The organism is Enterobacter cloacae complex sp. ECL411, from assembly GCF_021869665.1.
Taxonomy (GTDB): Bacteria; Pseudomonadota; Gammaproteobacteria; order Enterobacterales; family Enterobacteriaceae; genus Enterobacter; species Enterobacter intestinihominis.
This window is the reverse complement of record NZ_CP091486.1, coordinates 3,473,069-3,493,225: the sequence shown is the minus strand read 5'-3', so window position 1 is coordinate 3,493,225 and position 20,157 is coordinate 3,473,069. Positions and strand designations below refer to the sequence as shown.

The 20,157-nt window shown below is 56.6% G+C and carries 19 protein-coding genes; 14 read left to right on the top strand and 5 right to left on the bottom strand.

What is annotated here, in order from left to right; translation table 11 throughout:
* Positions 1–8: 8 nt before the first annotated feature.
* From recO to acpS, 3 genes are all read left to right on the top strand, one after another.
* Positions 9–716, top strand: a complete 708-nt coding sequence (gene recO / locus L3069_RS16555) for a DNA repair protein RecO (RefSeq protein WP_015572142.1) — start codon at positions 9–11, stop codon at positions 714–716.
* 75 nt (positions 717–791) lie between these two features.
* A complete protein-coding gene (gene pdxJ, locus L3069_RS16550) occupies positions 792–1,523 on the top strand; it encodes a pyridoxine 5'-phosphate synthase (protein ID WP_015572143.1) in 732 nt (243 codons plus the stop codon).
* Positions 1,523–1,903, top strand: coding sequence for a holo-ACP synthase (gene acpS / locus L3069_RS16545; RefSeq protein ID WP_038416520.1), 381 nt, complete (start codon positions 1,523–1,525; stop codon positions 1,901–1,903). Before pdxJ ends, acpS begins: the two co-directional genes overlap by 1 nt.
* Here acpS and L3069_RS16540 read toward each other — a convergent pair.
* Together L3069_RS16540 and L3069_RS16535 are read right to left on the bottom strand one after the other, a co-directional pair.
* Positions 1,900–2,160: a YfhL family 4Fe-4S dicluster ferredoxin gene (locus L3069_RS16540; RefSeq protein WP_023300734.1), complete on the bottom strand. Its 261-nt coding sequence runs from the start codon at positions 2,158–2,160 to the stop codon at positions 1,900–1,902. The two genes, acpS and L3069_RS16540, sit on opposite strands and share 4 nt — an antisense overlap.
* A gap of 56 nt (positions 2,161–2,216) precedes the next feature.
* Positions 2,217–3,065 carry a MurR/RpiR family transcriptional regulator gene (locus tag L3069_RS16535; protein WP_023300733.1) on the bottom strand — a complete coding sequence of 283 codons (849 nt, stop codon included), beginning with the start codon at positions 3,063–3,065 and terminating at the stop codon, positions 2,217–2,219.
* Between the two features lie 118 nt (positions 3,066–3,183).
* Between L3069_RS16535 and murQ the strand changes: the two genes are divergently transcribed.
* From murQ to tadA, 4 genes are read left to right on the top strand one after another with little or no spacing between them, the layout of a single operon-like run.
* Complete coding sequence (gene murQ, locus L3069_RS16530) at positions 3,184–4,080, top strand: N-acetylmuramic acid 6-phosphate etherase (RefSeq protein ID WP_038416519.1); 897 nt, start codon at positions 3,184–3,186, stop codon at positions 4,078–4,080.
* A gap of 9 nt (positions 4,081–4,089) precedes the next feature.
* A complete protein-coding gene (locus L3069_RS16525; RefSeq protein WP_038416517.1) occupies positions 4,090–5,454 on the top strand; it encodes a PTS transporter subunit EIIC in 1,365 nt (454 codons plus the stop codon).
* A gap of 3 nt (positions 5,455–5,457) precedes the next feature.
* Positions 5,458–6,093, top strand: coding sequence for a phosphatidylglycerophosphatase C (gene yfhb, locus L3069_RS16520; protein WP_022649033.1), 636 nt, complete (start codon positions 5,458–5,460; stop codon positions 6,091–6,093).
* 24 nt (positions 6,094–6,117) lie between these two features.
* Entirely contained in the window at positions 6,118–6,657 is a 540-nt protein-coding gene (gene tadA / locus L3069_RS16515) for a tRNA adenosine(34) deaminase TadA (RefSeq protein WP_023300729.1), read from the top strand.
* Here tadA and mltF read toward each other — a convergent pair.
* Positions 6,545–8,095: a membrane-bound lytic murein transglycosylase MltF gene (gene mltF, locus L3069_RS16510; RefSeq protein ID WP_032623752.1), complete on the bottom strand. Its 1,551-nt coding sequence runs from the start codon at positions 8,093–8,095 to the stop codon at positions 6,545–6,547. The genes tadA and mltF overlap by 113 nt on opposite strands.
* 267 nt (positions 8,096–8,362) lie before the next feature.
* Between mltF and purL the strand changes: the two genes are divergently transcribed.
* From purL to glnB, 5 genes are all read left to right on the top strand, one after another.
* Positions 8,363–12,250, top strand: coding sequence for a phosphoribosylformylglycinamidine synthase (gene purL / locus L3069_RS16505; protein ID WP_038416516.1), 3,888 nt, complete (start codon positions 8,363–8,365; stop codon positions 12,248–12,250).
* Between the two features lie 532 nt (positions 12,251–12,782).
* Positions 12,783–14,216: a two component system sensor histidine kinase QseE/GlrK gene (qseE, locus tag L3069_RS16500; protein ID WP_038417062.1), complete on the top strand. Its 1,434-nt coding sequence runs from the start codon at positions 12,783–12,785 to the stop codon at positions 14,214–14,216.
* The gene (gene qseG, locus L3069_RS16495; RefSeq protein ID WP_100167756.1) at positions 14,213–14,965 is read left to right on the top strand and encodes a two-component system QseEF-associated lipoprotein QseG; all 753 of its coding nucleotides are present in this window, start codon (positions 14,213–14,215) and stop codon (positions 14,963–14,965) included. Before qseE ends, qseG begins: the two co-directional genes overlap by 4 nt.
* The gene (gene glrR, locus L3069_RS16490) at positions 14,962–16,299 is read left to right on the top strand and encodes a two-component system response regulator GlrR (RefSeq protein WP_015572150.1); all 1,338 of its coding nucleotides are present in this window, start codon (positions 14,962–14,964) and stop codon (positions 16,297–16,299) included. Before qseG ends, glrR begins: the two co-directional genes overlap by 4 nt.
* An 80-nt stretch (positions 16,300–16,379) precedes the next feature.
* Positions 16,380–16,718 carry a nitrogen regulatory protein P-II gene (glnB, locus tag L3069_RS16485; RefSeq protein ID WP_003860685.1) on the top strand — a complete coding sequence of 113 codons (339 nt, stop codon included), beginning with the start codon at positions 16,380–16,382 and terminating at the stop codon, positions 16,716–16,718.
* A gap of 80 nt (positions 16,719–16,798) precedes the next feature.
* Here glnB and hmpA read toward each other — a convergent pair whose 3' ends face one another.
* Positions 16,799–17,989 (bottom strand): NO-inducible flavohemoprotein, encoded by a 1,191-nt coding sequence (gene hmpA / locus L3069_RS16480; protein ID WP_038416514.1) that lies wholly within the window; start codon positions 17,987–17,989, stop codon positions 16,799–16,801.
* Between the two features lie 87 nt (positions 17,990–18,076).
* Between hmpA and L3069_RS16475 the strand changes: the two genes are divergently transcribed.
* Positions 18,077–18,307 carry a hypothetical protein gene (locus L3069_RS16475; protein WP_122974144.1) on the top strand — a complete coding sequence of 77 codons (231 nt, stop codon included), beginning with the start codon at positions 18,077–18,079 and terminating at the stop codon, positions 18,305–18,307.
* The gene (gene glyA, locus L3069_RS16470) at positions 18,294–19,547 is read left to right on the top strand and encodes a serine hydroxymethyltransferase (RefSeq protein ID WP_003860678.1); all 1,254 of its coding nucleotides are present in this window, start codon (positions 18,294–18,296) and stop codon (positions 19,545–19,547) included. Before L3069_RS16475 ends, glyA begins: the two co-directional genes overlap by 14 nt.
* Before the next feature lie 53 nt (positions 19,548–19,600).
* Here glyA and L3069_RS16465 read toward each other — a convergent pair whose 3' ends face one another.
* Positions 19,601–20,023: a DoxX family protein gene (locus L3069_RS16465; RefSeq protein ID WP_038416512.1), complete on the bottom strand. Its 423-nt coding sequence runs from the start codon at positions 20,021–20,023 to the stop codon at positions 19,601–19,603.
* Between the last annotated feature and the right edge of the window lie 134 nt (positions 20,024–20,157).

Genomic DNA, 20,157 nt, shown 5'->3' with positions numbered 1-20,157 from the left:
ACGAGCATATGGATGGATGGCAGCGCGCCTTTGTCCTGCATAGTCGTCCCTGGAGCGAAACCAGCCTGATGCTGGACGTCTTCACGGAAGAGTCCGGTCGCGTGCGCCTTGTTGCCAAAGGCGCACGTTCCAGACGTTCTAATCTGAAAGGTGCCTTGCAGCCTTTCACCCCGCTGCTGGTCCGCTTTGGCGGGCGAGGGGAAGTCAAAACCCTGCGCAGTGCTGAAGCCGTCTCCCTGGCGCTTCCTCTTTCTGGTATCACGCTCTACAGCGGTTTGTATGTCAACGAACTCATTTCACGGGTTCTTGAACATGAGACCCGCTTCTCTGAACTTTTCTTTGATTACCTGCACTGTATTCAGGCACTTGCTGGCGCAACCGGCACCCCTGAGCCTGTGCTGCGTCGTTTCGAACTGGCGCTGCTCGGGCACCTTGGTTACGGCGTTGATTTTCTGCACTGTGCGGGAAGCGGAGACGAGGTAGAAGACACCATGACCTATCGCTATCGTGAGGAAAAGGGCTTTATTGCCAGTGTCGTCGTCGATAACAGCACTTTTACCGGGCGCCAGCTCAGAGCACTGTATGAACGCGAGTTCCCGGACGCCGACACCCTGCGTGCGGCAAAACGCTTTACCCGAATCGCGCTCAAGCCGTATCTTGGGGGCAAACCTTTAAAGAGCCGCGAATTATTCAGGCAGTTTATGCCGAAACGCTAATGTTTTACCCCTCACCCCAGCCCTCTCCCGGAGGGAGAGGGAGAAGGTAAATGACCAAAAATACCGAGGATTGTCATGGCTGAATTACTGTTAGGCGTCAATATCGATCACATCGCCACGTTACGTAATGCACGCGGTACCGCGTATCCCGATCCGGTTCAGGCGGCATTTATCGCTGAGCAGGCTGGCGCCGACGGCATTACCGTCCACCTGCGTGAAGATCGTCGCCACATCACTGACCGCGACGTGCGCATCCTGCGTCAGACGCTGGATACCCGCATGAACCTGGAGATGGCGGTGACAGAAGAGATGCTGGCGATTGCCTGCGAGACCAAACCGCATTTCTGCTGCCTGGTGCCGGAAAAGCGTCAGGAAGTGACCACCGAAGGCGGTCTCGATGTGGCCGGGCAGCTCGACAAAATGCGCGATGCCTGCAAACGCCTGGCGGATGCCGGTATCCTGGTATCTTTATTTATCGACGCTGATTTCACCCAGATTAAAGCCGCTGCCGACGTGGGCGCGCCGTATATTGAAATTCACACCGGCTGCTATGCCGATGCCGAAAACGACGCAGCGCAGGCGAAAGAGCTGGAGCGAATCGCCAAAGCGGCAACCTACGCCGCGAGCCTGGGACTGAAGGTGAACGCCGGTCACGGCCTGACCTATCACAACGTAAAAGCCATTGCTGCCCTGCCGGAAATGCATGAGCTGAACATTGGCCACGCCATTATTGGTCGTGCGGTGATGAGTGGCCTGAAAGAGGCGGTGTCCGAGATGAAGCGCCTGATGCTGGAAGCGCGTCAGTAATGGCTATTCTGGGCTTAGGCACCGACATCGTCGAAATAGTCCGCATTGAAGCGGTGATCGCCCGCAGCGGCGATCGCCTCGCAAGACGCGTGCTGAGCGATAACGAATGGGCTATCTGGGAGGCGCATCAACAGCCGGTGCGCTTTCTGGCAAAGCGCTTCGCGGTAAAAGAGGCGGCGGCGAAAGCGTTCGGCACGGGCATTCGTAACGGCCTGGCGTTCAACCAGTTTGAAGTGTTTAACGATGAGCTGGGTAAGCCACGTCTGCGCTTATGGGGCGAGGCGCTTAAGCTGGCGGAAAAGCTGGGCGTGGCGCACATGCACGTAACGCTTGCAGATGAACGCCACTATGCCTGTGCGACGGTGATTATTGAGAGTTAAATTTTGTCCGCATGGTGCATCAGGACAAACTTATCCCACAACTGTTCTTCATTCTCGACGTGTGCCGGATCTTTTAAGATCGTATTGGGAATTGGGCACACCTTCTGGCAGGTCGGCGTTTCATAGTGGCCGATGCATTCGGTGCAGCGGTCGCTGTTAATCTCATAAATGCTGTCGCCCATCGAAATCGCCTGGTTCGGGCATTCGGGTTCGCACATATCGCAGTTGATGCATTTTTTGGTGATTAACAGCGCCATCAGGAAATTCTCAGAAACATCACAAACAGGGCGGGCATTATACGCTCATTCGTTGTTCAAACCAGTTTTTTTACCAGCTCTTCGCTGTGACGAATACGCTCTGGCGCACGCTCCAGATCCTGCTGAACCAGCGCCATAAACAGCAGGTCCGTCAGCATCATCTGCGCACTCGTCGACGAAATCGCCGCGCTGCGAGTGGCCTGTTCCTCGGCAATGGTATACAGGCAGCGGGTTGCCCGTTGCTGGAGCGCATTCGGGCTAAATCCGGTAATCGCCAGAATTTTTCCCCCTACGCGCAGGGCTTCGTCGGTGGCCATATTAATTTCACGTCGCTCGCCGGAATAGGAGATGGCCAGCAGTAAATCGTCAGGATCCATGGCCTGCACGGTCGCCAGCAGCGCGTGCATATCCTGTTCAACGATGGCGTTATAGCCGATTTTTGTCAGCTTCCAGCCAAAGTTACGCGCAACCAGTCCGGAGGCGCCGATCCCGGTCAACACAATACGCCGCGCGTCGCGAAGCATGGCTACGCTTTCCAGCAGCTTCTCTTCCGTGTTTACATCCAGCGTGGCATGCATTGCCGCCACGTTCTCCTTGATCAGCTTTTCGCCCACCAGACGCATCGGATCGTCGCCACGGATCTGGTTATGCACCGGCATTGACTGCGGATTCGGGTTGCTCACCAGTGCTTCACTGATCGCCAGCTTTAGCGCCGGAAAGCCCTTATAGCCTATTTTCTGGGCGAATTTCACCACGCTCGACTGACTCACTCCGGCTTCGCCTGCCAGCTGCTGGGAGCTGAGGTGTCGCGCGCGATCGGGCTGAGAAAGTAAAAAATCCGCCAGCTTTTTATCACTCTGGGCAAACCCTGCGTAGCGCTGACGAATACGAATTAAACAGTTCATACGGTCTCCTGGCGAAAATGTGATTACCCGCGCAAATACGAATTTTGCTCGCCTGAATGAATTTTATATTCCATTATAGTGCGTTTATTATGAATTAAAAATTCCAGAGGTAAATAACATGAATCTTGGCTCTCTTGTTTCTGAAACGCGTAACCCGCAAACCATGGATCTTGATGCACTGTCCACGCTGGAGCTGGTAAACCGCTTTAATCAACAGGATACCCTCGTCGCGCTGGCAGTCAAAGAGACATTGCCTGAGGTAGCAAAAGCCGTAGACGCCGCTGCCGGCGCTCTGAAAGCAGGAGGACGCATTATTTATATGGGAGCGGGAACCAGCGGGCGCCTCGGTGTGCTGGATGCCTCAGAATGTCCGCCGACTTTTGGCGTTCCGCACGGGCTGGTCGTTGGCCTGATTGCCGGTGGCCCCGGCGCGCTGCTGAAAGCGGTAGAAGGGGCAGAAGACAATAAACAGCTTGGTGAAGATGATCTCAGGGCGCTGAACCTGACCGCGAGGGATCTGGTGGTCGGCCTGGCGGCTTCTGGTCGTACGCCGTACGTCATTGGTGGACTGGAATATGCCAGACAGACCGGGTGCACCACAGTGGCCATCTCCTGTAACCCGGGCTCGCCGATTGCGCAGGTGGCCGCCATTGCCATCTCTCCGGTCGTCGGGCCGGAAGCGCTCACCGGCTCCACACGGCTGAAGTCGGGTACCGCGCAGAAGCTGGTGCTCAATATGATCTCCACCGGCGCGATGGTGAAATTTGGCAAGGTCTACCAAAACCTGATGGTGGATATGCAGGCCACTAACATCAAGCTGGTGGACAGAGCGTGTCGCATGGTGATGGAAGCGACAGGCGCCAGTCGTGAAGAGGCGGAAAAGGTGCTTCAGCAGACCGATCACGATGTAAAACCCGCCATTCTGATGATATTAACCGGGCTGGATGCAGCCGCGGCCAGAGCCAGACTCGAAGCCCATCACGGGTTTTTACGGGCGGCATTAGAACACCAATAAGAGGCGTGTATGGACAAAACAGCAGCGCTCGCCAGCGACATCCTGCTCGGGATCGGTGGGGAAAAAAATATTCAGCGTCTTGAGAACTGTATGACGCGTGTTCGCGTCGAGGTGCATAACGACGAACAGCTTGATTTGACGCGCCTTAAGCAGCTTCCCGGCGTGAGCGGGTACGTTAAGCAGGGGCAACAGCACCAGTTGATTGTCGGTCCGGGCAAAGCGGCGCAGGTGGTAGATGCCATGCGCGCCCTGATGACGTGCGGTGAAACGGCTCCCGCCTTTGACGATGCGGAACGCACCAAAGCGCAGGCGAAAGCCAAATACAAAGCCCCTATGAGCGATGCGCTGCGCCAACTGGCTAACGTCTTTATTCCGCTGATCCCGGCGTTTATCGCGTCGGGGCTGATCACCGGGATTATCAATATTCTTAAGCGTCCGGATATTGTCGGGGATTTTGCCACGCAGTATCCGAACCTGCTGGGTATTCTGGCGATTTTCGGCAGCGCGGTGTTTGCCATCATGAACATTCTGGTGGGGGTGAACACGGCCAAAGTGTTTGGCGGCTCGCTGGCGATGGGCGGCGTTATGGCGGGTATCCTCTCCAGCCCGCAGCTGGCGCAGATTACGCTGTTTGGCGAGGCGCTTCAGCCTGGCCGCGGCGGGGTGATTGCCGTGCTGCTGGTGGTCATTCTGATGTGCTGGATCGAGAAAAAGCTGCGCGCGGTGCTGCCAGGCTCGATTGAGCTGATCCTCAACCCGCTGCTGACCACATTGATTACCGGGAGCGTGGCGATTGTGGCGCTGCAACCGTTAGGCGGCGCCATCTCTGAAGCCATCGCCCACGGCGCGTCTCTGGCTATCGATCGCGGTGGGTTATTGGTGGGGGCTGTGCTGTCCGGAACCTTCCTGCCGTTAGTGCTGACCGGTTTGCATCAGGGGCTAGTGCCGATTCATGTCGAACTGGTACAGGCGCACGGCTATAACGCCCTGCTGCCGATCCTGTCGATGGCGGGCGTTGGGCAGGTCGGCGCGGCCATCGCGGTGCTGATGAAAACCCGCAACGCACGTCTGAAAAAGGTCATTAAAGGGGCGTTGCCGGTCGGGTTGCTCGGTATCGGCGAGCCGCTGATTTTCGGCGTTACGCTGCCGCTGGGCAAGCCGTTCCTGGCCGCCTGTCTCGGTGGCGCGGTGGGCGGGGCGTTGATTAGCTACTGGAAAGTGGCGACCGTTATCACCTTCGGGATTTCCGGTTTACCGCTGGCATTAACCATCGTGACCGGAAAAGTGATGCTCTATCTGTTAGGCTATCTGGTAGCGGTGATCGCCGGGTTCCTGTTTACCTGGCTATTAGGATTCAACGACCCAGAGGAGTAAGGTTTGGCAAATCACGAGCGTCGCGTTGTCTTTTTTGATCTGGATGGAACGCTGCATCAGCAGGATATGTTCGGCACCTTTATGCGCTATCTGCTGCGGCGCCAGCCCCTTAACGCGTTGCTGGTATTGCCCCTGTTACCCGTTATTGGCATCGCGCTACTGGTGAAAGGCCGTTCAGCGCGCTGGCCGATGAGCCTGCTGCTCTGGGGATGTACGTTTGGTCATAGCGAAGCGCGTCTTAAGCAGCTTGAACAGGATTTTGCCCACTGGTTTCGCGGGCACGTCGCCGCGTTTCCCGTGGTCCAGGCGCGCCTGACCAGCTATCTCGACGCCAACGATGCCGATATCTGGCTGATTACCGGCTCCCCGCAGACGCTGGTGGAGCAGGTCTATTATGATACGCCCTGGCTGCCGCGCGTAAACCTTATCGCCACGCAGATCGCGCGCGGCTACGGCGGCTGGGTGCTCACCCTGCGTTGCCTCGGACATGAAAAAGTGGTGCAGCTGGAGAAACGCATCGGTACGCCGCTGCGTCTGTACAGCGGCTACAGCGACAGCAAGCAGGACAACCCGCTGCTCTATTTTTGCCAGCACCGCTGGCGCGTCACGCCTCTGGGCGAACTTCAGCAACTCGAATAGTCTTATCTGTACCGGCTGTGTATAATGCCGCCCGCTTTTCGACTGGAGTATCAGCCCTTGTCCAACCCTGAACACAATCATGAATACTGGATGCGCCACGCGCTGGCGCTGGCTCAGCGCGCCTGGGAAGAGGGCGAAGTTCCCGTGGGCGCGGTGCTGGTCCATAACAATCAGGTAATTGGTGAAGGGTGGAACCGTCCGATTGGCCGTCACGATCCTACCGCGCATGCTGAAATTATGGCGCTGCGTCAGGGCGGGCTGGTGCTGCAAAACTATCGTCTGCTTGATACCACCCTGTACGTCACCCTTGAACCGTGCGTGATGTGCTCCGGGGCGATGGTGCATAGCCGAATCGGTACGCTGGTGTTTGGCGCGCGGGATGAAAAAACGGGCGCTGCTGGTTCACTGATGGACGTGCTTGGGCATCCGGGGATGAACCACCAGGTGAAAACTATCGGCGGGGTACTTGCACCAGAATGTTCGGGTCTGTTAAGTGACTTTTTTCGAATGCGTCGGCTGCAGAAAAAGCAACAAAAGGCAGAATTGAAACCGCAGGGTGATTAAGCTCGTCCGGTGCGACCACCGGATAGCTTTCAGCCAGCTGTTGCGCCTCGGCCGCCTCTTTTTCTTTCTCCAGCAGATATCCCACCAGGCTTATCTGATACTTACGAATATTTTCCACGTAGGCATACGCTTCATGCCCGCGCGCATAGCCGTACGTCAGCTTCTGGTACCACTGTTTCTGGCTAAGCAGCGGCAGGCGCTGTTTTACATCTGACCAGCTGTCCGGGTTACCTTTGGTTTTTGCCGTCAGCGTCCGCGCGTCGAGCATATGGGCATAACCCATGTTATAGGCGGCCAGCGCAAACCAGATCCGCTCCCCTTCAGGGACCGTCTCCGGCACTTTCGCCATCATATCCTGTAAATATTGCGCGCCGCCGCTGATGCTCTGTTCCGCATCGGTTCGATCGCTAATGCCGAGGCTCTGCGCGGTATTTTTGGTCAGCATCATCAACCCGCGCACGCCCGTGGGGGAGGTGGCCTGAGCATCCCAGTGCGATTCCTGGTAGGAAATTGCCGCCAGTAACTTCCAGTCAATCTCCTGAGCGTACTTCTCGAACAGCGGTTGCAGGTCCGGCAGCACGCTATCTACCGCGCGCAGGAAGGAGCGGGTGTCAACGTAATCAAAATCGTCACCGTGACCGAGATATTTCTCTTCCAGACGCGCCAGGGTGCCGTCTTCATTGATGGAATTAAAGAAATCGAGCATAGCCGCAGAGACGGTTTGATCGTCGTCCAGCTGGGTAAACCAGGTCACCGGCTGTTCGTCGGTCACATCCAGCGCCACGGCGATTTCAGGATGAACGCGCTGGAAAAGACTGATCGCCACCGAATCAGCAATGGTATAGGCCAGCTTTTTATCTTTTACCTGCTCCAGCAATTCGGTCGTGCCGAGTTTAGGATCGACCGTCCAGCTGAGGTTAGGGTATTTTTTCTCTTTCAACGCCCGCAGATCGTCAATCACCACATGGCCTGGCGCAATGGTCAATTGCTGGTCGGTGATGTCGGCCAGTGAGCGCGGGCGCAGGCTACCCACACGATAAACCACCTGCTGCGACACGGAGTAGTAGGTCGGGCCCGGCTGATAGTTTTTGCTGCGTTCGCTGTTGTACACCAGACCTGCGGCGAGAATATCGGCACGGTCATGGTCTAAATCATCAAACAGCTGGTTGATGTTCTGCCGCACGGTGACTTTCAGCTTCACGCCCAGATAGTCCGCAAACAGCTGTGCCAGTTCGTAATCAAGACCAATGGTTTTACCGTTGATATCGTCGTATATAAGCGGAGAGGAGAGGGTACTGACGCGCAACTCCCCCCGCTCCTGAATGGCGGCGATACGGTTTTCGGCTTTGCCGAACCAGGGGATAGACGGCCAGAGGGCCACTGCCAGCAGCAACGTAACAATGCCGATGAGCAGATAATTAATCTTTAATTTTTTCAATTAGTTAATTCTCTGCGACGCCGGTTGCCTCAGTGTGCTGTAGTCATGTTAAGAGTAGAGTTTGCCATTGATTGAGCGGCATTTTGCGCAAAGTAGCGCCAGTTGGCAACCAATTAGAGAGACAGGTCACATCTATTGTTAAACAAAAAGGATGATTTTATTTCGACGCAAACGGTTTCGTCAGCGCTCAGGATTCTCTATAATGACGCCCGTTTTCCCCCCTTGCGCACACTGTAAGCGCCCCGGCGCTTCGAAGACGAGAGACTTATGATGGAAATTCTGCGTGGTTCGCCTGCACTGTCTGCCTTCCGTATTAACAAACTGCTGGCACGTTTTCAGGCGGCCGACCTTCCGGTAAGCAATATTTACGCTGAGTATGTCCATTTTGCTGACCTGAATGCCCCCCTGAATGCAGAGGAGCGCGTACAGCTGGAACGTCTGCTTAAATATGGCCCAAGCCTGAGCAGCCATACACCGACCGGCAAATTAATCCTCGCCACGCCACGCCCTGGCACCATCTCCCCCTGGTCTTCCAAAGCAACAGACATCGCTCACAACTGCGGCCTGAACCAGATTAACCGTCTGGAGCGCGGTGTGGCGTACTACGTGGAAGCCTCTACCCTGAGCGACGCGCAGTGGCAGGCCGTCACAGCGGAGCTGCACGACCGCATGATGGAGAGCGTGTTTGACTCTCTGGATGATGCGCAGAAACTGTTCTCCCACCATCAGCCTGCGCCGGTACAGAGCGTGGATCTGCTGGGGCAGGGGCGTCAGGCGCTGATCGACGCAAACCTGCGTCTTGGTCTGGCGCTCGCAGAAGACGAAATCGACTACCTTCAGGATGCATTCGTTAAGCTGAATCGCAACCCGAACGACATCGAACTGTATATGTTCGCGCAGGCCAACTCCGAGCACTGCCGCCACAAAATTTTCAACGCCGACTGGATTATCGACGGCGAACAGCAGCCGAAGTCGCTGTTCAAAATGATCAAAAACACCATGGAGCAAACCCCTGACCACGTGCTGTCTGCCTATAAAGACAACGCCGCAGTGATGGAAGGTTCCGAGGTGGGCCGCTTCTTCGCCGACCGCGAAGCAGGGCGCTATGACTTCCACCAGGAGCCTGCGCATATCCTGATGAAAGTGGAAACCCACAACCACCCGACGGCGATCTCCCCGTGGCCGGGTGCGGCGACCGGCTCCGGCGGTGAAATCCGTGACGAAGGTGCGACCGGTCGCGGCGCGAAACCAAAAGCGGGTCTGGTCGGTTTCTCCGTTTCCAACCTGCGTATCCCGGGCTTTGAACAGCCGTGGGAAGAAGATTTCGGCAAGCCAGAGCGCATTGTGACCGCGCTGGATATCATGACCGAAGGCCCGCTGGGCGGCGCGGCGTTCAACAATGAATTTGGTCGTCCGGCGCTGAACGGTTACTTCCGTACCTACGAAGAGAAAGTGGACAGCCATAACGGCGAAGAGCTGCGCGGCTACCACAAACCAATTATGCTGGCGGGCGGGATCGGCAACATTCGCGCCGATCACGTGCAAAAAGGTGAGATCGTCGTGGGCGCGAAGCTGATCGTGCTCGGCGGCCCGGCCATGAACATTGGTCTGGGCGGTGGTGCAGCCTCGTCTATGGCTTCCGGCCAGTCTGATGCGGATCTCGACTTCGCGTCCGTGCAGCGCGACAACCCGGAAATGGAGCGCCGCTGTCAGGAAGTGATCGACCGCTGCTGGCAGCTCGGCGATGCCAACCCGATTCTGTTTATCCACGACGTGGGCGCGGGTGGGCTCTCTAACGCCATGCCTGAGCTGGTGAGCGACGGCGGTCGCGGCGGGCGCTTCAACCTGCGCGATATCCTGAGCGATGAGCCAGGCATGAGCCCGCTGGAAATCTGGTGTAACGAATCCCAGGAGCGCTACGTGCTGGCGGTTGCTGCCGATCAGCTGCCGCTGTTTGACGAGCTGTGCCGCCGCGAGCGCGCGCCGTATGCCGTCATCGGTGAAGCGACCGAAGAGCAGCACCTGACTCTCAGTGATACCCATTTCGACAACCAGCCGATCGATCTGCCGCTCGACGTGCTTCTCGGCAAAACGCCGAAGATGACCCGCGACGTTACAACCCGCAAAGCGGCGGGTAAAGCGCTGGATCGTCAGGGCATTATTGTGGCGGAAGCGGTTAACCGCGTGCTGCACCTGCCTGCGGTGGCGGAGAAAACCTTCCTGGTCACCATCGGCGACCGTACCGTGACCGGTATGGTGTCACGCGATCAGATGGTCGGCCCGTGGCAGATCCCGGTCGCTAACTGCGCCGTGACCACCGCGAGCCTCGACAGCTACTACGGCGAAGCGATGGCGCTGGGTGAACGCACCCCGGTGGCTCTGCTGGACTTCGCCGCTTCTGCCCGTCTGGCGGTCGGTGAAGCGCTGACCAATATCGCCGCGACGCAGATTGGCGACATCAAACGCATCAAACTTTCCGCGAACTGGATGGCCGCTGCCGGTCACCCTGGCGAAGACGCGGGCCTGTACGAAGCGGTAAAAGCGGTGGGTGAAGAGCTGTGTCCTGCGCTCGGCCTGACCATTCCGGTGGGTAAAGACTCCATGTCGATGAAAACCCGCTGGCAGGAAGGCAGCGAGCAGCGCGAGATGACTTCGCCGCTGTCGCTGGTGATCACCGCGTTTGCGCGCGTGGAAGACGTGCGTCATACCGTTACGCCGCAGCTTTCCACTGATGATAACGCCCTGCTGTTGATTGACCTCGGCAAAGGCCATAACGCGCTGGGTGCCACCGCGCTGGCACAGGTTTATCGCCAGCTCGGCGAAAAGCCAGCCGACGTGCGGGACGTCGCACAGTTGAAAGGCTTCTACGACGCAATTCAGGCGCTGGTGGCGCAGCGTAAGCTGCTGGCCTACCACGATCGTTCCGATGGCGGCCTGCTGGTGACGCTGGCAGAGATGGCCTTCACCGGCCACTGCGGCGTTGAAGCAAACATTGCAACGCTTGGCGAAGACCGCCTGGCGGCGCTGTTTAACGAAGAGCTTGGCGCGGTCATTCAGGTACGCGCCGCAGATCGCGACGCGGTGGAAGCGATTCTGGCGCAGCACGGTCTTGCAGACTGCGTGCACTATCTCGGTAAAGCGGTGCAGGGCGACCGCTTCGTGATTGAAGCCGACGGCCACCCGGTGTTCAGCGAAAGCCGCACCACGTTGCGTATGTGGTGGGCGGAAACCACCTGGCAGATGCAGCGCCTGCGTGACAACCCGGAATGCGCCGATCAGGAACACAACGCGAAGGCGAACGACAACGATCCTGGCCTGAACGTGAAGCTCACCTTCGACATAAACGAAGACATTGCCGCGCCGTACATTGCGACCGGTGCGCGTCCGAAAGTGGCCGTGCTGCGCGAGCAGGGCGTTAACTCCCACGTTGAGATGGCGGCGGCCTTCCACCGGGCGGGCTTTGACGCCATCGACGTCCACATGAGCGACCTGCTGGCAGGGCGTACCGGGCTGGATGATTTCCAGGCACTGGTAGCCTGCGGGGGGTTCTCCTACGGTGACGTGCTGGGCGCGGGCGAAGGCTGGGCGAAATCTATTCTGTTCAACAGCCGCGTGCGTGACGAGTTCGAAACCTTCTTCCACCGTCCGCAGACGCTGGCGCTGGGCGTGTGTAACGGCTGTCAGATGATGTCTAACCTGCGCGAGCTGATCCCGGGCAGCGAAGCCTGGCCGCGCTTTGTGCGTAACCAGTCTGACCGCTTCGAAGCGCGCTTCAGCCTGGTAGAAGTAACCCAAAGCCCGTCCCTGCTGTTGCAGGGGATGGTCGGTTCGCAGATGCCAATCGCGGTTTCGCACGGTGAAGGTCAGGTTGAAGTCCGTGATGCGGCGCACCTGGCTCAGCTTGAAAGCAAAGGACTGGTGGCGCTGCGCTTTGTTGATAACTTTGGCAAGGTCACCGAAACCTATCCGGCTAACCCGAACGGTTCGGCAAATGGCATTACCGCGGTCACCAGCGAAAGCGGTCGGGTGACGATTATGATGCCGCACCCGGAGCGTGTCTTCCGTACCGTGAGCAACTCCTGGCATCCGGAAAACTGGGGCGAGGACAGCCCGTGGATGCGCATTTTCCGCAACGCACGTAAACAACTAGGTTAAGTTTCTACGCCCTGACTGTAGGCCCGGTAAGCGCGAGCGCCACCGGGCTTTTTTGTCTCTGTCGCAAAATCGCGACAACTCTCTGGTCTGAGTGTCTCCAAAAGGAGACATTTAACCTGTTGATTTATATGCGGCAGGACAGGTTCCCGTTAAGGTGTTGCTTAATAGCGACACTTAGCCTGGAAATCATTCACGTAACAATCAATACGTTTTGATAATAAAAATATTACTAATCATAAGGATAGCATTAATTTTTGCAATCTGGCACGCGTGTTGCATAATAGTAACCAGTGGCTCATTCACCTTCTTATGTCAGCCCCTTCGGGACGTGCTACATAAACTTCGAATGACGCACAAAAAGGTGCCTGCCGTCCAACTACTGATTATTGCAATGCTTTATCAGGCCAGGGCGAAACGTCGAGTTAGGCACCGCCTTATTCCATGACAAAGCCGGGTTTTTACCCGGCTTTGTTGTATCTGAAGGGCAGACTCAGTTACGCTCTCCTCAAACCCGGATGAAGAGAGTAATGTGTTGAAACGCTGGCCCGCTTTCCCTCGCTCCCTGCGACAGCTCGTTATGATGGCCTTCCTGCTGATCCTGCTACCTTTGCTGGTTCTGGCCTGGCAGGCCTGGCAAAGCCTGAACGCGTTAAGTGCACAGGCGGCCCTGACTAACCGCACCACGCTTATTGATGCTCGCCGTAGCGAGGCGATGACCAACGCCGCGCTTGAGATGGAGCGTAGCTATCGCCAGTACTGCGTGCTTGATGATCGCACGCTGGAGAGGGTCTATCAGAACCAGCGTAAACGCTACAGCGAAATGCTGGACGCCCACGCCGGGGTGCTGCCAGATGACAAACTCTATCAGGCGCTGCGTCAGGATCTGAACGATCTGGCGCAGCTCCAGTGCAAAAACAGCGGTCCTGATGCCGCCGCCGCCGCCCGACTTGAAGCCTTCGCGAACGCCAATACGGAGATGGTTCAGTCCACCCGTACGGTTATCTTTTCCCGTGGTCAGCAGCTCCAGCAGGAGATTGCCGAGCGCGGCCAGTTCTTCGGCTGGCAGGCGCTGGTGCTGTTCCTCGTCAGCCTGGGGCTGGTGCTGCTCTTTACCCGCATGATCATCGGCCCCGTGAAGGGGATCCAGCGGATGATTAACCGCCTGGGGGAGGGTAAATCTCTCGGGGATACGGTCGTTTTTAAAGGCCCGCGCGAGCTGCGCTCGGTCGGTCAACGCATCATCTGGCTTTCAGAGCGCCTGGCGTGGCTGGAATCGCAGCGCCACCAGTTCCTGCGCCATATCTCACACGAACTCAAAACGCCGCTGGCCAGCATGCGTGAAGGTACGGAACTGCTGGCCGACGAAGTGGCGGGGCCGTTAACCCCTGAGCAAAAAGAGATCGTGGCGATTCTGGATGCCAGCAGCCGCAATTTACAAAAGCTTATTGAACAACTGCTGGACTATAACCGCAAGCTGGCGGATGGTGCTGTGGTGCTTGAAAGCGTTGAGATTGAACCGCTGGTGGACATGGTGATCTCCGCCCATAGCCTGCCAGCAAGAGCTAAAATGATGCATACCCAGGTGGAACTCAACGCGCCAGCCTGTCTTGCAGAACCGATGCTGTTAATGAGCGTACTGGATAATCTTTATTCCAATGCGGTGCACTATGGTACTGAATCCGGTACCATTTATATCAGAAGCAATAACAACGGTTCGCGGGTATTTATTGACGTAGCGAATACCGGAAGCCCGATTCCGGATGATGAAAAAACGCTGATCTTTGAACCCTTCTTCCAGGGGAGTCATCAGCGAAAAGGTGCGGTAAAAGGAAGTGGTCTGGGGCTGAGTATTGCCCGCGACTGCATACGACGCATGCAGGGTGAGCTTAACATCGTGAGTGATGAACGCGCCGATGTCTGTTTTCGTATCGAACTGCCTCTTGAGCCGGAAAAATCAATGAAATGAATAACAACCTGGTGAGTATGTCACACGTCTTTTACCGCGCACTGCGCGCGGTGTTTTCCAGCAAAAATGTGCGCCACAGCCTGCCCTGCTTACTGCTGGCAGGCTGTGTAACCCATGCACCGAAAAGTGCAATTAGCCACAAACAGGAAGATAAATGGCCGCAAAAACAGCTGGCTGATTTCCTTTCGACACGTTGCGATGATATCTGGAGCCTGTCGGGGCGTGATGTTGAATCCAATCCGCTGTTCTGGCTGCGCGGAATAGACTGCGCCCAGCGGCTGGCGCCCGCCGAGGCCCGTGCCCAGGCGGCGATGCTGGTGGACGATACCTGGCAGGACGCGTTTAAACGTGGGATCGTGATGGCGGATGCCAGAATCACGCCTGTCGAACGCCGCGCCAACGTGACGCGGCTGGATACTTACGTAATCAATATTCCTCCGCAGGTGCGCCCGGTCTATCAGCTCTGGCGGGACGGACAAACCCTGCAATTACAGCTGTCTGAAGAGCGTTTCCGCTACAGCAAATTGCAGCAGTCAAGCGACAGCGAGCTTGATGCGCTTCGCCAGCAGCAGGAGTCGCTGCGCGAGCAGCTGGAAACCACCACCCGCAAGCTCGAAAATCTGACCGATATCGAAAGACAGCTCTCGACGCGTAAGCCGGCAGGCAGCTATCTGCCCGATGGGTCGAAAGGCAACTCTGCCACGACGCCAGACAGTGAGATGCCGAAACAAGAGGATGTGAAGCCATGACAAGCCGTAAACCAGCCCATCTGTTACTGGTGGATGACGATCCCGGGCTGTTAAAGCTGCTGGGGATGCGTCTGGTCAGCGAAGGCTACAGCGTGGTCACCGCTGAAAGTGGGCAGGAGGGGCTGAAAGTGCTCAGCCGTGAGAAAATCGATCTGGTGATCAGCGATTTGCGCATGGATGAAATGGATGGCCTGCAACTGTTCACGGAGATCCAGAAGCAGCAGCCCGGGATGCCGGTGATTATCCTCACCGCTCACGGATCTATTCCTGATGCGGTGGCCGCGACGCAGCAGGGGGTATTCAGCTTCCTCACCAAACCGGTGGATAAAGACGCCCTCTATAAAGCGATCGACAGCGCCCTTGAGCACGCGGCGCCATCCGGCGACGACGCCTGGCGTGAATCCATCGTGACGCGTAGCCCTGTAATGCTGCGCCTGCTGGAACAGGCGCGGATGGTGGCGCAATCCGACGTTAGCGTGCTGATCAACGGCCAGAGCGGGACCGGGAAAGAGATCCTCGCCCAGGCGATCCACAACGCCAGCCCGCGCAGTAAAAATGCTTTTATTGCCATTAACTGTGGCGCGTTGCCGGAACAGCTGCTCGAATCAGAGCTCTTCGGCCATGCCCGCGGCGCCTTTACCGGCGCGGTGAGCAGCCGTGAAGGGCTGTTCCAGGCGGCTGAGGGCGGCACGCTGTTTCTTGATGAAATTGGCGATATGCCCGCGCCGCTGCAGGTCAAATTGCTGCGCGTGTTGCAGGAGCGGAAAGTACGTCCGCTCGGCAGCAACCGCGATATCGATATCAACGTGCGTATTATTTCCGCCACCCACCGTGATTTACCCAAGGTGATGGCGCGCAACGAGTTCCGCGAAGATCTCTACTATCGACTGAATGTCGTCAACCTGAAAATCCCGGCGCTGGCCGAGCGTGCGGAAGATATCCCGCTGCTGGCAAATCACCTTTTGCGCCAGGCCGCTGACCGCCACAAACCGTTTGTGCGCGCGTTCTCCACCGATGCGATGAAACGCCTGATGACCGCAAGCTGGCCGGGTAACGTACGCCAGCTGGTGAACGTGATTGAGCAGTGCGTGGCGCTGACGTCATCGCCGGTGATCAGCGATGCGCTGGTGGAGCAGGCGCTCGAGGGGGAAAACACGGCCTTACCGACGTTTGCGGAAGCGCGAAATCAGTTCGAGCTGAACTATCTGCGCAAGCTGCTGCAAATCACCAAAGGCAACGTGACCCACGCGGCGCGCATGGCCGGGCGTAACCGTACCGAGTTCTATAAATTGCTCTCACGCCACGAGCTGGAAGCGAACGATTTTAAAGAGTAATACCGCAAAATTCGCCTGAATATGATACTGTGAGCAACCGATTACGAGGCTGCTTACTGGCAAGAGTTTAAGGACCCACCATGAAAAAAATTGATGCGATTATTAAACCTTTCAAACTGGATGATGTACGTGAAGCGCTGGCAGAAGTAGGCATCACCGGGATGACCGTAACTGAAGTGAAAGGTTTTGGTCGTCAGAAGGGCCACACCGAGCTATACCGTGGCGCAGAGTACATGGTGGACTTTCTGCCGAAAGTGAAAATCGAGATCGTGGTGAGCGATGATATCGTCGATACCTGTGTGGATACCATCATCCGCACGGCGCAGACCGGTAAAATTGGCGACGGGAAAATCTTCGTCTTTGACGTGGCGCGCGTGATCCGTATCCGTACCGGCGAAGAAGACGACGCGGCGATTTAACATTCTTGCCGGGTGGCGCTGCGCTTACCCGGCCTACAGAACCCTTCGCAGGTCCGTGCAAGCGCAGCGCCGCCGGGCGATTACAGCACTTTATGCGGGCCGAAACATTCGTAATGAATGTTGTCTTTGTTCACGCCCAGCTCTACCAGCTGCTTCGCGGCATACTGCATAAACGCTACCGGCCCACACACGTAGAACTGCATCCCCGGTGCGCTAAACGCCCCTTCGTGCTGCCCTAAATTCATCAGGCCTTCGCTGTCAAAACGTGCCGCTGCGCGGTCAGCTTCAGTAGGTAAACGATACCAGGTATGCGCGGTAAAGTGTGGCAGACCCGCTCCGAGCGCTTTCACTTCATCTGCAAAGGCGTGCACATCACCGTTTTCGGCCGCGTGGAACCAGTTAACCTGCGCGCTGTGGTTTGATTTTGCCAGCGTATCCAGCATCGCCAGCATTGGCGTTTGACCAACACCTGCGGAAATCAGCGTCACCGGGGTACCCGATTCCACCGCCATAAAGAAATCACCCGCTGGCGCGGCCAGATGAACGATATCACCCACGCTGGCGACGTTATGCAGCCAGCTGGATACCTGACCGCCTTCCTCACGTTTAACCGCAATGCGATAGCCTTTGCCGTCTGGCTTGCGGGTCAGGGAGTACTGGCGAATCTCCTGGTGCGGGAAGCCTTCAGGCTTCAGCCAGACGCCCAGATACTGCCCCGGCTGGTAATCGGCAACTGGCTGGCCGTCTACCGGCTCAAACTCAAAGCTGGTGATCAGTGCGCTGCGCGGGGTTTTCTCAACGATGCGGAAAGCACGCGTGCCTTCCCAGCCGCCATTCTTGCTGGCGTTTTCGCTGTAGATCTGCGCTTCACGGTTGATGAACACGTTTGCCAGCACGCCGTATGCCTTACCCCAGGCATCCAGCACTTCCTGGCCCGGGCTGAACATTTCGTCCAGGGTTGCCAGCAGGTGACTGCCCACGATGTTGTACTGCTCAGGTTTGATCTGGAAGCTGGTGTGCTTCTGGGCGATTTTTTCCACCGCAGGCAGCAGAGCCGGCAGGTTTTCGATGTTGCTGGCATAGGCGGCAATAGCGTTAAACAGCGCTTCGCGCTGATCGCCGTTACGCTGGTTGCTCATGTTGAAAATCTCTTTGAGCTCCGGGTTATGCGCGAACATGCGATCGTAGAAATGAGCGGTCAGTTTAGGACCCGTTTCAACCAGCAGGGGGATTGTGGCCTTCACGGTAGCGATGGTTTGGGCGTCGAGCATAGCAGCTTCCTTCTGATGTTACTTTAATGATGTATTTTATATGCATCTTATAAAAATACCCCTGCAATGTAAATGGTTCTTTGCATCGTGAAAAATATGCATCACAAAGCTGAAAAGAAATCCGTTGAAAATGGCGAGAGCTTTATTGCTCAAACCCTTGCTTGGCGTGGAGGTAAACGTTTGCGTAAAATCGTTTGTCAAGACCTGTTATCGCAGAACTATTCAGTTATACTGTTGCCCGTCGTCCAACAGGACTGCCTTTTCAGGCCAAAAATTTACTTGTTAGCTGAGTCAGGAGATGCGGATGTTAAAGCGTGAAATGAACATTGCCGATTATGATGCCGAACTGTGGCAGGCTATGGAGCAGGAAAAAGTACGTCAGGAAGAGCACATCGAACTGATCGCCTCCGAAAACTACACCAGCCCGCGCGTGATGCAGGCGCAGGGTTCTCAGCTGACCAACAAATATGCTGAAGGTTATCCGGGCAAGCGCTACTACGGCGGTTGCGAATACGTTGATATCGTTGAGCAGCTGGCGATTGACCGTGCGAAAGAACTCTTTGGCGCTGACTACGCGAACGTCCAGCCGCACTCTGGCTCTCAGGCTAACTTCGCTGTTTACACCGCGCTGTTGCAGCCGGGCGATACCGTTCTGGGTATGAACCTGGCGCAGGGCGGCCACCTGACTCACGGCTCTCCGGTTAACTTCTCTGGCAAACTGTACAACATCATCCCTTACGGTATTGATGAGTCCGGTAAAATTGACTACGAAGACATGGCGAAGCAGGCCAAAGAGCACAAGCCGAAGATGATCATCGGTGGCTTCTCTGCTTACTCCGGCATCGTTGACTGGGCAAAAATGCGTGAAATCGCTGACAGCATCGGCGCGTACCTGTTCGTCGACATGGCGCACGTTGCCGGTCTGATTGCCGCTGGCGTTTACCCGAACCCGGTTCCACATGCGCACGTTGTGACCACCACCACCCACAAAACCCTGGCGGGTCCACGCGGTGGCCTGATCCTGGCGAAAGGCGGTGACGAAGAGCTGTACAAAAAGCTGAACTCCGCCGTGTTCCCAAGCGCCCAGGGCGGCCCGCTGATGCACGTTATCGCCGCGAAAGCCGTCGCGCTGAAAGAAGCGATGGAGCCAGAGTTCAAGGTTTATCAGCAGCAGGTTGCTAAGAACGCCAAAGCGATGGTGGAAGTGTTCCTGAACCGCGGTTACAAAGTGGTGTCCGGTGGGACTGAAAACCACCTGTTCCTGCTGGATTTGGTCGATAAGAACCTGACCGGTAAAGAAGCTGACGCAGCCCTCGGCCGCGCCAACATCACCGTGAACAAAAACAGCGTGCCAAACGATCCGAAGAGCCCGTTCGTGACTTCCGGTATCCGTATCGGTTCTCCGGCCGTAACTCGCCGTGGCTTTAAAGAAGCGGAAGTGAAAGAGCTGGCGGGCTGGATGTGTGACGTTCTGGACAACATCAATGACGACGCGGTTATCGAGCGCGTTAAAGGTAAAGTGCTGGACATCTGCGCACGCTTCCCGGTGTACGCATAATTCTCTGCGTTGCAGAACTGAAAAAGGCCGCTCATGCGGCCTTTTTTTATGGGCTAACGTCGGTCGAGGGAGATGGCCCCCGGCCCGGTTATCGCCAGCAAAATAAAGGCGCCAGCGATACTCACATTTTTATAGAAGTTAATCATATTTGGCAGGACCGCATCGCCCGTCATATCCCAGTAGTGGTGTCCAATCACCGCCGTTCCCAGCGTATAGAAGACAAAGATCACCGCGAGGGGGCGGGTAAAAAAGCCCAGAACGATCAGAATCGCGGCGGGGATTTCCATTACCACCGCAATAATCGCGGCCAGCATGGGCATGGGGGCGCCGAGCGACGTCATGTACTGAACGGTGCCGCTAAACCCCGTCAGCTTGGGATAACCGAAAATAATAAACAGGACCACGATAGCAATGCGGGCAATTAAAAGCAGGAGAGAACGAGAGGATCCGAAATCGAAATAACGTAAGCTGTTCATGGCAAACGACCTCTTCAGGCGATGTCTTATAAACGTAATACAGTTTTACCGCTCTCGCCATACGCTGTACGGCTGGTGATGATGTTAATTTTTAGTTAATTTATAGCGCGCTAACGACTTGCTAAAGTCAGGGA